Raw genomic sequence first — 13,365 nt, 5'->3', positions numbered from 1 at the left:
CGTCCGCCACCAGCCGCCGGATCAGAGCCCAATCCTCCACAGAGATCACCCATCCAATCTGTCTGGGTGGCCTCGTTTTCGACCGTCGCTATGGCCTCGTTTTCAAGCGTCGTCGACAGGGCCACCGCTCCCCCGCGCACGCCGTACGACACGCCCGCGGGCGGTGCCAGAGCCACACCCAGCAGGCCCCGAAGGTGGCTGGGCCACCGCTCCCCTCCGCGCCGCCGTACGACACGCCCGCGGGCGGTGCGTGAGACATGTTCTGGGGCACGAGACCCTGCCTCACTCACCGCTCCTCCGCGCACGCCGTACGACACGCCCGCGGGCGGTGCCAGAGCCACATCCGACAGGCCCCAAAGGTGGCTGGGCCACCGCTCCCCCGCGCGCCGCGGGACGCTCAGGAGAGCGCGGAGCCCTGCTCCCACTCGGCGGCGGAGAGGTTCCAGTCCCCGAAGCCGTTCTCGAGGGTCATCTGCCGGTTCGAGCCGGTGACCTCGACGACGTCGCCCCGGCTGGTGCGGTCGTAGAGCCACTGGGCGTCGGCCAGGCTCATCCCGACGCAGCCGTGGGACACGTTGGCGCTGCCCTGGGAGCCGGTCGACCAGGGTGCGGCGTGGAGGAACTCGCCGGAGTAGGTGACCCGCATCGCGTACTGCACGTTGGAGAGGTCGTAGAACTCCGGGTCCGACTCGTCGACGCCGATCGTGGCGGCGCTCATCCTCTTGCGGCGGAACTTCTCGATGATGACCTTGGTGCCCGAACGCGTCTCCCAACCCGCCTTGCCCGCGCTGATCGGCATGGTGCGGGCGAGCTCGCCGTTGACGAACGTGCGCATCGTGTGGGTGCTGACGTCGACACGGCTGACGACGGAGTCGCCCACCTGGAAGTCGATGCTGCGCGACTCCTGCCCGTAGATCCCGTTGCCGGCGGGCAGGCTGTTGATGTCGAGGTCGACGGAGACGTCGGTGCCGGCCTTCCAGTAGCGCGCGGGCCGGTAGTGCACCTCGCGGTCGCTCAGCCAGTACCAGGAGCCCTTCTGCGTGGGCGTGCTGGTGACGCGCATGTGCTTCTCGAACAGCGCCCGGTCGGTGACCGGCAGGTCGAAGGTCACCACCACCGGCATCCCCACGCCGACGGTCTCGCCGTCGAGCGGCGCGACGGCGGCGTACGTCTGCTCGTCGAGGGTGAGGTCGACGGTGTGGAACGAGCGCGTGCGCTCGACGCTGCGGCCGTCGGCACGCGTCGCGGTGGCGGTGATCGAGTAGTCGGTGCCGGGCTCCAGCAGGCTCGAGGACGTCCACGTGCCGTCCGCCACGGTGCCCTCCACAGGTCCAGCGGGCGAGGTGACACGTACGGTGTCCAGCGAGCCACCACTGGCGGTCACGGTGACGGGCTCGTCGATCGGTACGGCGGCCGCGTCGGCGAAGCTGGTCGTCAGCCGGACCGGGGCCGGCCTGGCGTCCTCGGTGGCGCCAGGGGCTCCCGGACCGCCCTCGGCGTTGTCAACGGAGCCGGACGGCGTGCTGCACGCGGCCAGGCCCCCCGACAGCACCAGCAGCGTCGCCGCGACGGTCGTACGACGGCGTGCGGCGTGCGTGGAACCGAGTGCGCGTGAGCGCATGCGACCAACCCCCGTGCAGAGCGCCCGCCCGGGACGGGCGGTGGAAACAGAAGAACCCGTCCAGAGTACGTCCTGGACGGGTCCTTCCGAAAAGTGCGCGTGGCTCAGTGGGCGTGCTCGCCGCGGTAGTACTCGAAGACGAACCCGCACGTCACGACCGCGCCGACGGTGAAGCCGATGATGACCAGCCACCAGGCCGACATCGCCGTGCCGTAGACGATCACGCCGAGGGCGAGGGCGCACCACAGCGGCCACCACGAGTAGGGCGGGAAGAACCCCAGCTCACCGGCGCCGTCGGCGATCTCGCCGTCCTTGCGGTCCTCGGGGCGTGCGTCCATGCGCGAGGCGTGGAACCCGAGGTACATCGTGACCATGCCGAACAGCAGGGCGGTCATGACGAGCGCGGTGGTGCCGGTCCAGTCCTCGGCGAGGAACCAGTAGGCCGGGGTGACCACCGCGATGAACAGCGCGGTGATACCGAAGATCCATGCCTCGGCCTTCATCGGTCGTCCTCCTCGGTGGGCTTGTGGGGCTCGGCGGGCGAGTCGGCCCGGTTGCGCAGCATCTCCTCGCGACCGTCCACCTCCGGGGCGTCGGCGACGTCACCGTTGCGCTCGGCCTCGTTGTCGGCCAGCTCGAGCAGCGCGATCTCCGGGTGGTGCAGGTCGAAGGCCGGCGACTCGGAGCGGATGCGCGGCAGCGTGTGGAAGTTGTGGCGCGGCGGCGGGGAGCTGGTGGCCCACTCCAGCGAGCGGCCCCAACCCCACGGGTCGTCCACCTCGACCTTCGGCCCCTTGGCGGAGACGTAGACGTTGTAGAGGAACGGCAGCGTCGAGGCGCCGAGCAGGAAGGCACCCACCGTCGAGATCTGGTTGAGGGTGGTGAAGCCGTCCTCGGGCAGGTAGTCGGCGTAGCGGCGCGGCATGCCCTCGACACCCAGCCAGTGCTGGACGAGGAAGGTGGTGTGGAAGCCGATGAACAGGATCCAGAAGTGCAGCTTGCCGAGACGCTCGTCGAGCATCTTGCCGGTCATCTTGGGCCACCAGAAGTAGAACCCGGCGAACATCGCGAACACCACGGTGCCGAACACGACGTAGTGGAAGTGCGCCACCACGAAGTAGGAGTCGGACACGTGGAAGTCCAGCGGCGGGCTGGCCAGGATGACTCCGGTGAGACCACCGAAGAGGAAGGTCGTGAGGAAGCCGATCGACCACAGCATGGGGGTGTCGAAGGACAGGGACCCGCCCCACATCGTGCCGATCCAGTTGAAGAACTTCACGCCTGTCGGCACGGCGATGAGGAACGTCATGCCGGAGAAGAACGGCAGGTCGACCGCGCCGGTGACGAACATGTGGTGGGCCCACACGGCCACCGAGAGCATCGCGATGCCGAGGGTCGCGGCGACCAGGCCGACGTAGCCGAAGATCGGCTTGCGGCTGAAGACCGGGAGGATCTCGGAGATGATGCCGAAGAACGGCAGGGCGATGATGTAGACCTCGGGGTGGCCGAAGAACCAGAAGAGATGCTGCCACAGGATCGGCCCGCCGTGGGACGGGTCGAACACGTGGGCGCCGAGGATGCGGTCGGCCTCGAGCGAGAGCAGCGCGCCGGCGAGGATCGGGAAGACCAGGATCACGAGCATGCTGGTGATCAGCGTGTTCCACACGAAGATCGGCATCCGGAACATGGTCATGCCGGGCGCGCGCATGCAGATGATCGTGGTGATGAAGTTGACGCCACCGAGGATCGAGCCGAGGCCGGCCATCCAGAGGCCCATGATCCAGAGGTCGCCACCGACGCCCGGGCTGCGTACGGCGTCGGACAGCGGCGTGTAGGCGAACCAGCCGAAGTCGGCGGCGCCCTGCGGTGTGAGGAAGCCGGACGCCGCGATGAGGCCGCCGAACAGGAACAGCCAGTAGCTGAACATGTTGAGGCGGGGGAACGCCACGTCGGGCGCACCGATCTGCAGCGGCATGATCACGTTGGCGAAGCCGAAGAACAGCGGCGTGGCGAACAGCAGCAGCATGATCGTGCCGTGCATCGTGAACAGCTGGTTGTAGAGCTGGTCGTTGACGACCTGCGAGCCGGGGTAGGCCAGCTCGGAGCGGATCAGCATGGCCATCAGGCCGGCGATCAGGAACCACGCGAACGACGTGATCAGGTACATCTTGCCGATCAGCTTGTGATCGGTGGTGGTGAGGATGCGCACGGCCTGCTCACCCAGGGGCTTGCGCTCCGGCGGCGGTGCCGCGGCGTGCGGCGTGGCGGTGGTTGCGGCACTCACTCGCTGTGTCCTTCCGACTCGTCATCGAGACCGGCCTGGTCCCGGACGTAGCTGCCGCCGAGAATGGGCGCCTCGGCGGTGTTGCCGGCCTCGGCCAGGTCGGCGAGGTAGGCCTCGTAGTCCGACTGGCTGACGACCTCGACGTTGAAGAGCATCCGCGAGTGCGAGACACCGCAGAGCTCGTAGCACTTGCCGACGTACTCCCCCTCGACGGTCGGGGTGACCTGGAGCTTGTTGACCCGGCCGGGGATGACGTCCATCTTGACGAGGAACGACGGCACGCCGAAGTCGTGGATCACGTCGGGCGAGTGCAGGTTGAACTGGATGGTCTGGTCGACCGGGATGACCAGCGTCGGGATCTGTGCGCCGGTGCCCGAGGTGTAGACGTAGGAGCTGTAGGCGAACTCGCCGTCCTCGCCCGAGGCGGACGGGTTCTCCTGCTCACCGACGCCGTGGTTGAAGGTCCACGACCACTGCTGGCCGAGCACCTCCACGGTCATGTCGGGGTTGTCGTCGAGCTTGATGACCTCGTCCTGGACGCGCACGGTGTGGAAGAAGAACACCACGCACATCAGCACCGGGGCGATCGTGTAGAAGACCTCGAGCGGCAGGTTGTAGCGCGTCTGCCGCGGGACCTCGTCGTCGCTGCGGCGACGGAACTTCACCACGGCGTAGAAGATGAGGCCCCAGACGATGACGCCGGTCACCATGGCGGCGACCCAGGCCCACTTCCACAGCTCGTAGGTGTAGGGACCTTCGGCGCTGGCGCGGTCGGGCATCGCGAGGTTGCGGATCTGGTGCTGGTCGGCCTCGGAGCATCCGGCCAGAACCAGCATCGTCACGCCCAGCAGCGCGACCTTCAGGGTGCGCCTCGCAGGCACGCCTGAAAGGTTGGGGACTTGCAGACCCACTGACGAGCCTCTCTCTCGGTCCTTTTCGACGTACAGAGAGTATCCCCAACCGGCCACAGCGTGCCGGGCAGGGTCGGGTGTCGGGCGATCCGTGCAGGTCAGGCTCCGTCCTCGCGCCTGCACCGGGCGTCACGTGGCATAAGTTGCCCCTGTGACTGCCGCTTCGACCGGCCCAGGCGACCTCGACGCCGCCTCGTCCGCGCCGCTGCACCCCGCGGCCCGCGAGGTGCTGCTGGCCGCCCTCGACCGGGGGTACGCCGACCCGCGGCGGCTGCACCGCGCCGGCCGGGAGGCGCGGCTCCTGCTCGACAACGCGCGCGAGGCCACGGCGGACGCGCTCGGCGTACGCCCCGACGAGGTCACCTTCACCCCCAGCGGCACCCACGCGGTCCACCTCGGGCTGCTCGGGCTCGTGCGCGGCTCACGCCGTGGCGACGGGGTCGTGCACTCGGCCGTCGAGCACTCCGCGGTACGGCACGCCGTGGCGTGGGGCGCCCGGGGCGACGAGGTGGGCGTCACGGGAGACGGCCGCGTCGATGCCGGCGACCTCGTCAGGGGCGCGATCGCTCCGGGCACCGGCGTCGTCGCCCTCCAGACCGCCAACCACGAGGTCGGCACCGTCCAGGACGTCGGGGACCTCGAGCTGCCCGACGACGTGCCCCTCTTCACCGATGCCTGCGCGTCCATGGGCCGGCTGCCGCTGCCCGACGGCTGGGCCGCGGCCGCCGGTTCGGCCCACAAGTGGGGCGGGCCGGCCGGGGTCGGCGTGCTGCTGGTCCGCAAGCGCGCCAGGTGGCGCAACCCGTTCCCCGGCGACGACCGGGTCGACGAGCGTTCCACCGGCTTCGAGAACGTCCCCGCCGTCCTCGCCGCGGCCGCCTCTCTGCAGGCGGTCGTGGCCGAGCGCGACGAGGTCAACGCCCGCCAGCACGAGCTCGTCGACGTCGTACGCCGCCGCGTCACCGCCGAGGTGCCCGACGTCGAGGTCGTCGGTGACCCCGACCGCCGCCTCCCCCACCTCGTGACGTTCTCGTGCCTCTACGTCGACGGCGAGGCGCTGGTCACCGAGCTCGACCGCCGCGGGTTCGGGATCGCCAGCGGATCGGCGTGCACGGCGTCCACGCTGATCCCCAGCCACGTGCTGGAGGCGATGGGCGTGCTGACCCACGGCAACGTGCGCCTCTCGCTCCAGCGCGGGACGACGCGGGCCGACGTCGACGCGTTCTGCGACGCGCTGCCCGGGGTCGTGGCCGAGATCCGTTCGCGGGTGGGCCTGTGAGCCCCGCCCACGAGGTCGCGCTCGAGCTCGACTGCCGCGAGATGCCGTGCCCGATGCCCGTCATCGAGCTGGCCAGGCACCTCGCCGACGTCGAGGTCGGCGAGCTGCTCGCGGTGGTCGCGCGCGACCCCGCCGCCGCGGTCGACGTACCGGCCTGGTGCCGGATGAAGCAGCAGGAGTACGTCGGCGCGGACGCAGCCGACGACGGCGCCCCGCGCTACGTCGTACGACGCGTCAGGGTCGGATCGTCTTGAGGTGCGGCTCGAAGTCGGCGACCGCGTCGTCGCCGTAGGTCGCGGCGCAGCGGGCGAGGAAGTCGCTGCGGGAGATCTCGTACTCCTGGGTGCCGACCTGCTCCACGACGTAGACCGCGAGCAGGCAGCCGAGCTGGGCGGCGCGCTCGTGGCCGAGGCCCCAGGTGAGCGCGGCCATGAAGCCGGCGCGGAAGGCGTCGCCGACACCGGTCGGCTCGATCTTCTCGATCTCGGGCACCGCGGGCACCAGGACCGACTCCTCGCCCTCGCGGTCGATGCGGACGCCGGCGGGCCCGAGGGTGACCACCCAGGTGCCGACGCGCGAGAGGACGTCCTCGCGGGACCAGCCGGTCTTCTGGGTGATCAGGCTCGCCTCGTACTCGTTGGAGAACAGGATGTCCGCGCCGTCGATGAGCGGCCGGATCAGCTCGCCGTCGCCGAACGCGAGCTGCTGGGAGGGGTCGGCCAGGAAGCGGTAGCCGCGCTGGCGGCACTCCTCGGTGTGGCGCAGCATGCCCATCGGGTCGTCGGGACCGATGATCACGTAGTCGGGCTCGCCGACCCGGTCCACGATCGGCTTGAGCTCGATCTCGCGCGACTCGCTCATCGCCCCGGCGTAGAAGCTGGCGATCTGTGCGTGCGCGCTGTCGTTGGTGCACACGAAGCGTGCGGTGTGGCGGGTCTCGGAGACGTGCACCGAGTCGCAGTCGACGTTGTGCCGCTCGAGCCAGGAGCGGTACTCGGCGAAGTCCTCGCCGACCGCCCCGACGAGCACCGGACGCAGGCCCAGGTTGCCGAGGCCGAAGCAGATGTTGGCCGCGCACCCGCCGCGACGCACCTCCAGGTCCTCGACCAGGAAGGACACCGACAGCTTGTCGAGCTGGTCGACGACCAGGCTGTCGTTGAACCTGCCCGGGAAGGACATCAGGTGGTCGGTCGCGATGGATCCGGCTACGAGGAGGGACACGACTCGAAACACTACCTTTCGGTACAGCTCGGGATACGCATCAGTAGCCAATACGGTCGCTTGTATGACGACTTCGCGACGCCCCTCCTCCCTCGCCGGCGACGAGCTGGGGACCCCTGCCGAGATGGCCGCCGACGGTCGTGAGGCCAGCCGCAACCTCGGCCTGCAGGGTCGCCTCGAGCGCGCCGCAAAGGCGGCCGTGACCCCGGCCCCGAGCCTCCGGTTCGACGACTACCCGATCGAGGTCGGCAAGCGCGAGATCCGGGTCTCCGACGCCGCCGCCCGTATCGCCAACGCGCTGCACCTGCACCTGGATTGACGACTCCGCTGCGTACGGCGACCGTACGCATGACGAAGGGCCCCAGCCGACCGGCTGGGGCCCTACGTCGTGTCAGATCAGTGGAAAGAGTCGCCGCAGGCGCAGGAGCCGGTGGCGTTGGGGTTGTCGATCGTGAAGCCCTGCTTCTCGATGGTGTCGACGAAGTCGATCTCGGCACCGTTGAGGTAGGGGACGCTCATCCGGTCGACGACGACGGTCACGCCGTCGAAGTCGGTGGTCACGTCGCCGTCGAGCGTGCGCTCGTCGAAGAAGAGCTGGTAGCGCAGGCCCGAGCAGCCACCCGGCTGCACGGAGATGCGCAGGGCCAGGTCGTCGCGACCCTCCTGCTCGAGGAGGCTCTTCACCTTGCCGGCGGCGACAGCGGAGAGGTTGATCTGGTCGGTGCGGCGCTCGGTGGTCTCGACCTGCTCGGTCATCTCATCACTCCAGAAGTCTCGGGTTACTGCTTGCTTCAATGGTCGCACACCGGCCGATATTCCCCGTGCTCGCGCCCGCGCCCGTACACACGCGGACAGAAGTCACGCCGGCGCGAGGTGCTGAGCGTGGGACGCCGCCGAGTCGAGAGGTTGTGTCCGCGTGTCTACGCGGGCCCGGCGCGCCGCTCAGCGCGACCAGGTCCGCGCAACCCGGGCCGCGAGGTCCGCGAGGGCCTCGGCGGGGGCGCCGAGGGCCCGCTCCTCCCCCACCAGCTCCACGAGCGAGTACGCCGACTCGATGCCGAGGGCCCGCATCTCGCGGGAGCCGACGAGCACCTGGCCGGCGAGGGCGACACAGGGACGCAGGGCCTCCGACGCGATGCCGGCGACGCCGTAGGGGACCTTGCCGGCACGGCTGGAGAAGTCGAAGGCGCCCTCCCCCGTGACCACCAGGTCGGCAGCGCGCGCCCGTGAGGCCAGGGAGACCGCCTCGGCGACCAGGGCGATGCCCGGCTCGCGGGTGGCGCCGAGCGCGAGCAGCGCGTACCCGATCCCGCCCGCGGCGCCCGCCCCCTTCTCCAGGGACGTACGCCGGTCCGTGGCCGCCGCGAAGGACTCCAGCCAGCCGTCCACCTCGGCGATCCGGTCCTCGGCGAGGCCCTTCTGGGGGCCGAAGGTCTTCGTCGCGCCGAAGAGCCCGGTCAGCGGGTTGTCGACGTCGCTGGCGGCGACCAGCGTGACGCCGGCCAGGCGCGCCCGTGCCGGGGCGAGGTCGACCGACGTCACCCCGGCGAGCGCGGCGGGCCCGCCGTCGAGGACGCAGTCCGCCGTGGCGCCCAGCGCAGCCAGGACGCCGGCGCCCCCGTCGTTGGTGCCCGACCCGCCGAGGCCGACCACGACCGTCGTCGCACCGCCCTCCACCGCCGCCAGGACGAGCTCACCGACGCCTGCGCTGGTCGCGGTCTCGACATGGCCGGTCCCGGCATCGCCGGTCCCGACATCGCCGGAGTCGGAGCCGGAAGGCCCGGAGGTCAGGTGCAGGCCGGCGGCCTGCGCGCTCTCGACGTACGCCGTGTCGCCGACGCGGAGCACCACGGCGGGCACCGGCGACCCGTGCGGGCCGCTGACGGTGACGGCGGACAGCTCCCCGCCGAGGGCCGCGTGCAGCACGTCGACGAAGCCGGGGCCGCCGTCGGCCATCGGCGCGAGGTCGAGGTCGTCGCCGGGCGCCTGCCGACGCCAGCCCGCGGCGATCGCCTCCGCGGCCTGGACGGCGGTCAGGGTGCCGGCGAACTTGTCGGGGGCGATCAGCACGCGCATGGCGCCCATGATCCAGCACTGCCTCGCAACGGGTGCGTCGGGCATGCTTGGGCCATGAGCCTGGACACCGCATGATCGAACCCGTCGTCGCCGAGGTCACGGTCCCGGTCAGCACCACCGAGGCCTTCGTCGGCTTCACCGCCCAGATGGGCGAGTGGTGGGACCCGATGCTGACCCCCGAGCCCGCCACCTTCACCGGGATCTCGATCGACCCCGAGGGCCCCGTCGCGTCCGTGCACGGCGACGATGAGTTCGTCTGGGGACGCGTGATGAAGTGGGACCCCATCGGCCACTACACGCAGGAGCTCTGGCTCGACCACCCCGAGGACGAGGCGACCGTCCTCGACGTCCGCTTCACCGAGGGACCCGAGGGCACGCTGGTGCGGCTGGTGCACAGCGGCTGGGTCCCCGGCACCGAGGAGGTCCGCGAGAAGTTCACGCACTGGGGCGAGCTGCTCGAGCGGTACGCCGCCCACGTGTCGTGACCGCTCCGGTCGTCCGGCCGATGCGCGAGGAGGACCTCGAGGCGTTCGGCGAGATCACCGCGACCAGCTACTTCGAGGTCGACGCGCGCACCTACCAGCGGGCCTGGCCCGACCCCGTACGCCGTCCGCCCGGCCGCAACGCCCACTGGATGCGACGGACCGGCCGCGCGCTCGCCACCGACCCCGGCGGCTGCTGGGTGGCCGAGGTCGACGGCGAGGTCGTCGGCGGTGCCGTGTCACGCGTGCGCGAGCTGATGTGGATCCTCGCCTCGTTCGCGGTGCGGCCCGACCAGCAGGGCCGAGGCATCGGCACCCAGCTGATGGCCGCGGCCATGCACCACGGCCGGGGCTGCCTGCGCGGCATGTTCGCGGCCAGCGCCGACCCCGGGGCCGTCCGCCGCTACCGGCTCGCCGGGTTCGACCTGCACCCCCAGATGCTGCTCACCGGCGTCGTCGACCGCAGCGCCATCCCCGTCGTCGAGCGCGTCCGCGAGGGCACCGCCGCTGACGTGGAGCTGATGAACTCCGTCGACCGCAGGACGCGGGGCGCCGCGCACCTCGACGACCACGACCTCTTGCTCGACCAGTTCCGGCTGGTCGTCACGGACCACACCACCGGCTCGGGCTACGCCTACGTCGACGACGACGGCGTCCCCGTGCTGGTCGCCGCGACCAACCGGCGCACGGCGTCGGGGCTGATGTGGGAGGCGCTCGCGTCCTCCACCCCCGGGGCGCAGGTCGAGGTCCGCCACATCACCGCGGCCAACGCGTGGGCGCTCGACGTCGGGCTGGCGGCCCGGCTGGCGATCTACACCAACGGCTACCTCTGCGTGCGCCAGATGAAGCCGCCGGCACCGTACGTCCACCACGGCTCGCTGCTCTAGACCCTCAGGTCGCGGACCCCGGCTCCAGGCGTGCCCCGGCCGCGATGCGGCCCGACACCCGCGAGTCGCGGCCCACCAGCACGAGGTCGTCGTCGTGGGCGAGCCGACGCGTCGGCTCCGCGCCGACCCGTGCGCCCGCGAGCACCTCGCAGCGCTCGTCCAGCACGGTCGTACGGACCACGGCGCCAGCGCGGATGACGCAGTCCTCCATCACGACGCTGTCGTGGACCTCGGCACCCTTCTCGACCACGACGCCCGGGCCGAGCACGCTGCCCGAGACGAGCCCGGCGACGTCGGCGCCCGGGGACAGCAGGGAGTCGCGACACTCCCCCGTGGCCCGTACGCGCGAGGCGGGCCGGTCCGGCCAGTGCGAGATGACGGGCCGGTCGGGGGCGTCGAAGACGTCCACCTTGCCGGCCAGCAGGTCGCGGTGGGACTGGAGGTAGAGCCCCGGCTGGCCCACGTCGCGCCAGTAGCCGGTGAGCGGCACGGCGACGGCCCGACCGGTCGCGGCCAGTCGCGGGAGCAGGTGCTCACCGAAGTCGCCGATCCCGCTGTCGCCGTCGGCCTCGTCCTGGCCGTCCGAGGCCGCGCCCGACAGCTCGCGCCGCAGGTCGCGCAGCGTGTCGAGCAGCACCTCGGTGTCGTAGACGAAGATCTCGGTCGCGACCCTGCCCGCCGACGGGCGTGACGGCTTGTCCTCGACTGCGGTGATCGTGCCGTCCCGGCCGGCGAGGACGACGACGTTGTCGGACGCGTCCTTCTTGGTGACCTCGCTCGTCAGGACCGTGGCCACCCGGCCGGCGGCGACGTGCTCCTCCACCACCGGGGCGAGGTCCATGTTGAACACGTGGTCGGCGCTGCACACCACGAGCGTGCGGGCTCCGAACGACTCGATGTCGGCCGACATCCGCAGCAACAGGTCCCCGTTGCCGTGGGCGAACCCGCTCTCGGTCGCCGGCCCGGTGCCGGTCTGCGGGACGATCCGGCGGAAGCCGCCGCGATTGCGGTCCAGGCTCCAGGGACGCCCGCCCGAGAGGTAGTCGTCGATGGACGTCACCTGGTACTCCAGGGAGACCCAGACGTCCGCGAGGTCGGCGTGCACGAGACCCGACAGCGCGAAGTCGATGAGCTTGTGCACCCCGCCGTAGGGCAGCGCCGGTTTGGCGCGCTCCCTCGTCAGGACGTCCATCCGGGACCCCTGTCCCCCGGCCTGCACCAGGGCCAGCACCTCACCGCGTCGTGGCATGCCGAGAGCATGGCACTCCTGCGGGTGTGGCGCGCTCACCCCCTCGGGCAGATGGTACACGGGTGACCAGACTGCTGACGACTCTCGTCGCCTCCCTCGCTGCCGTGACGGCCGCCGCGTTCCCGCTCGTGGGCCCGGCGAGCCCCACATCGGCCCGGCCGGCGCAGGACTCCCGCGCCCTGCCCGCCTTCACCGACGTCTCGACCACCTGGCAGGCCAGCTGCGCGACGGCCTCGGGCGGTCGCGGTTCCGGGGACCGGGTGTGGTGCTGGGGCAGCAACGGCTGGGGCGCGCTCGGTCCCGAGGGGACGGACGGCTTCGTGCCACGTCCCCAGCGCATCGCCGGACGCTGGGTCCAGTTCGAGAACGCCGGCGGCGTCAGCTGCGGCGTACGCACCCGTGGACGCGGCTACTGCTGGGGACGCAACGACATGGGCCAGCTGGCTCGACCGGTCTCGGGCTACTCCCAGCCGCGGCCACAGCGGGTGCCGGGCCGGTGGCGCGAGATCCGCACGGACGGCGACACCACCTGCGGCATCCGCACCGGTGGCGCCCTCTACTGCTGGGGGCACGACAACAACGGTCAGGCGGGCGGCGTCGACACCCTCTACGTCGTCGAGCCCAAGCGGCTGGGGCGGGGCTTCACCTCGGTCACCCCGGGCGCCACCTCCTGCGCCACCGGGCGGGACGCGTCCGCCTGGTGCTGGGGACGCGGCGACCACAACCAGCTGGCCAACGGCAACAACACGAGCACCGGCGTCCCCCAGCGGATCCCCGGGCGGTGGCGGACCGTCGCGGTCGACGGCGGCACGGGCTGCGGCGTACGCCCCTCCGGCCGCGCCGCGTGCTGGGGGGAGAACACGACCGGACAGGTCCGACCCGGTGCCCCGAGCGACGTGGAGGTCGTGCGCACCCTGCCCGGCCGGTGGCGGGACGTCGATCCCGGCGGTCCGACCACCTGCGGGATCACCGTCACCGGACGCGGAGCCTGCTGGGGCTGGAACGGCGTGGGTACGGCCGGGGCGGGCCCCGGCACCGAGGTCACGGGCCTGCACCGGCTCCCCGGGCGGTGGTCCGAGCTGGAGACGCTGGGCTCGGGCACCTGCGGCGTACGCACCGACCGCCGCGCGTGGTGCTGGGGCTCCAACGAGCACGGCACCGTCGGCAACGGGTCCCTCGAGCCCCGCTTCACGCCGTACCGGCAGGACGGGCGCTGGACCACGGTCCGGCTGGCGCTCACCCACACCTGCGGCATGCGAGGCGGTACGGCGTGGTGCTGGGGGTACGGGACCGCGGGTCAGCTCGGCCACGGAGGGCTCGACAACCGCCTCACCCCCGTCCGCGTGCGCTGAGCG

Annotated in this window: 14 protein-coding genes; 6 read left to right on the top strand and 8 right to left on the bottom strand. The window is 71.5% G+C overall.

Going from position 1 to position 13,365, the window contains the following annotated elements; translation table 11 throughout:
- Positions 1 to 397 precede the first annotated feature (397 nt).
- From IEZ24_RS15210 to ctaC, 4 genes are all read right to left on the bottom strand, one after another.
- Positions 398 to 1,621: a L,D-transpeptidase gene (locus IEZ24_RS15210; protein ID WP_129454813.1), complete on the bottom strand. Its 1,224-nt coding sequence runs from the start codon at positions 1,619 to 1,621 to the stop codon at positions 398 to 400.
- Positions 1,622 to 1,725: 104 nt separating this feature from the next.
- Positions 1,726 to 2,124, bottom strand: a complete 399-nt coding sequence (locus IEZ24_RS15205) for a cytochrome c oxidase subunit 4 (RefSeq protein WP_129454812.1) — start codon at positions 2,122 to 2,124, stop codon at positions 1,726 to 1,728.
- Positions 2,121 to 3,845, bottom strand: a complete 1,725-nt coding sequence (gene ctaD, locus IEZ24_RS15200; protein ID WP_224745394.1) for an aa3-type cytochrome oxidase subunit I — start codon at positions 3,843 to 3,845, stop codon at positions 2,121 to 2,123. The genes IEZ24_RS15205 and ctaD overlap by 4 nt, the downstream gene beginning before the upstream one ends.
- 56 nt (positions 3,846 to 3,901) lie before the next feature.
- Positions 3,902 to 4,786 (bottom strand): aa3-type cytochrome oxidase subunit II, encoded by an 885-nt coding sequence (gene ctaC / locus IEZ24_RS15195; RefSeq protein WP_242498447.1) that lies wholly within the window; start codon positions 4,784 to 4,786, stop codon positions 3,902 to 3,904.
- Positions 4,787 to 4,967: 181 nt separating this feature from the next.
- Here ctaC and IEZ24_RS15190 point away from each other — a divergent pair, with 181 nt between their 5' ends.
- The gene (locus IEZ24_RS15190; RefSeq protein ID WP_129454810.1) at positions 4,968 to 6,095 is read left to right on the top strand and encodes a cysteine desulfurase family protein; all 1,128 of its coding nucleotides are present in this window, start codon (positions 4,968 to 4,970) and stop codon (positions 6,093 to 6,095) included.
- Positions 6,092 to 6,349: a sulfurtransferase TusA family protein gene (locus IEZ24_RS15185; RefSeq protein WP_242498446.1), complete on the top strand. Its 258-nt coding sequence runs from the start codon at positions 6,092 to 6,094 to the stop codon at positions 6,347 to 6,349. The genes IEZ24_RS15190 and IEZ24_RS15185 overlap by 4 nt, the downstream gene beginning before the upstream one ends.
- Here IEZ24_RS15185 and IEZ24_RS15180 read toward each other — a convergent pair.
- Positions 6,330 to 7,316: a carbohydrate kinase family protein gene (locus IEZ24_RS15180; RefSeq protein WP_129454809.1), complete on the bottom strand. Its 987-nt coding sequence runs from the start codon at positions 7,314 to 7,316 to the stop codon at positions 6,330 to 6,332. The two genes, IEZ24_RS15185 and IEZ24_RS15180, sit on opposite strands and share 20 nt — an antisense overlap.
- A 64-nt stretch (positions 7,317 to 7,380) precedes the next feature.
- Here IEZ24_RS15180 and IEZ24_RS15175 point away from each other — a divergent pair, with 64 nt between their 5' ends.
- Positions 7,381 to 7,635 (top strand): hypothetical protein, encoded by a 255-nt coding sequence (locus tag IEZ24_RS15175; RefSeq protein ID WP_129454808.1) that lies wholly within the window; start codon positions 7,381 to 7,383, stop codon positions 7,633 to 7,635.
- Positions 7,636 to 7,712: 77 nt separating this feature from the next.
- Here IEZ24_RS15175 and erpA read toward each other — a convergent pair whose 3' ends face one another.
- A complete protein-coding gene (gene erpA, locus IEZ24_RS15170) occupies positions 7,713 to 8,072 on the bottom strand; it encodes an iron-sulfur cluster insertion protein ErpA (RefSeq protein WP_090971856.1) in 360 nt (119 codons plus the stop codon).
- Between the two features lie 186 nt (positions 8,073 to 8,258).
- Positions 8,259 to 9,392 (bottom strand): glycerate kinase family protein, encoded by a 1,134-nt coding sequence (locus IEZ24_RS15165; protein WP_129454807.1) that lies wholly within the window; start codon positions 9,390 to 9,392, stop codon positions 8,259 to 8,261.
- A gap of 71 nt (positions 9,393 to 9,463) precedes the next feature.
- Here IEZ24_RS15165 and IEZ24_RS15160 point away from each other — a divergent pair, with 71 nt between their 5' ends.
- Together IEZ24_RS15160 and IEZ24_RS15155 are read left to right on the top strand one after the other, a co-directional pair.
- On the top strand, positions 9,464 to 9,877 hold the full coding sequence (locus IEZ24_RS15160) for an SRPBCC family protein (RefSeq protein WP_129454806.1): 414 nt from the start codon (positions 9,464 to 9,466) through the stop codon (positions 9,875 to 9,877).
- Positions 9,874 to 10,761, top strand: coding sequence for a GNAT family N-acetyltransferase (locus IEZ24_RS15155; RefSeq protein WP_207206776.1), 888 nt, complete (start codon positions 9,874 to 9,876; stop codon positions 10,759 to 10,761). Before IEZ24_RS15160 ends, IEZ24_RS15155 begins: the two co-directional genes overlap by 4 nt.
- Before the next feature lie 4 nt (positions 10,762 to 10,765).
- Here IEZ24_RS15155 and IEZ24_RS15150 read toward each other — a convergent pair whose 3' ends face one another.
- The gene (locus IEZ24_RS15150) at positions 10,766 to 12,010 is read right to left on the bottom strand and encodes a glucose-1-phosphate adenylyltransferase family protein (RefSeq protein ID WP_165356059.1); all 1,245 of its coding nucleotides are present in this window, start codon (positions 12,008 to 12,010) and stop codon (positions 10,766 to 10,768) included.
- Between the two features lie 62 nt (positions 12,011 to 12,072).
- On the opposite strand from IEZ24_RS15150, the gene IEZ24_RS15145 reads away from it, so the two are divergent.
- Positions 12,073 to 13,362: an RCC1 domain-containing protein gene (locus IEZ24_RS15145; protein ID WP_165356058.1), complete on the top strand. Its 1,290-nt coding sequence runs from the start codon at positions 12,073 to 12,075 to the stop codon at positions 13,360 to 13,362.
- The last annotated feature ends 3 nt before the right edge of the window (positions 13,363 to 13,365 follow it).

This window comes from Nocardioides ganghwensis (assembly GCF_014779655.1).
Classification (GTDB): domain Bacteria; phylum Actinomycetota; class Actinomycetes; order Propionibacteriales; family Nocardioidaceae; genus Nocardioides; species Nocardioides ganghwensis.
Note: the sequence above shows the minus strand (reverse complement) of the source record. Positions and strands in the feature narration are given on the sequence as shown.

What these genes read in the sequence shown, in the direction of transcription:
- IEZ24_RS15210 (WP_129454813.1), bottom strand. Translation starts at nt 1,621, where the DNA reads ATGCGCTCACGCGCACTCGGTTCCACGCACGCCGCACGCCGTCGTACG.
- IEZ24_RS15205 (WP_129454812.1), bottom strand. Translation starts at nt 2,124, where the DNA reads ATGAAGGCCGAGGCATGGATCTTCGGTATCACCGCGCTGTTCATCGCG.
- IEZ24_RS15175 (WP_129454808.1), top strand. Translation starts at nt 7,381, where the DNA reads ATGACGACTTCGCGACGCCCCTCCTCCCTCGCCGGCGACGAGCTGGGG.
- erpA (WP_090971856.1), bottom strand. Translation starts at nt 8,072, where the DNA reads ATGACCGAGCAGGTCGAGACCACCGAGCGCCGCACCGACCAGATCAAC.
- IEZ24_RS15165 (WP_129454807.1), bottom strand. Translation starts at nt 9,392, where the DNA reads ATGCGCGTGCTGATCGCCCCCGACAAGTTCGCCGGCACCCTGACCGCC.
- IEZ24_RS15160 (WP_129454806.1), top strand. Translation starts at nt 9,464, where the DNA reads ATGATCGAACCCGTCGTCGCCGAGGTCACGGTCCCGGTCAGCACCACC.
- IEZ24_RS15150 (WP_165356059.1), bottom strand. Translation starts at nt 12,010, where the DNA reads ATGCCACGACGCGGTGAGGTGCTGGCCCTGGTGCAGGCCGGGGGACAG.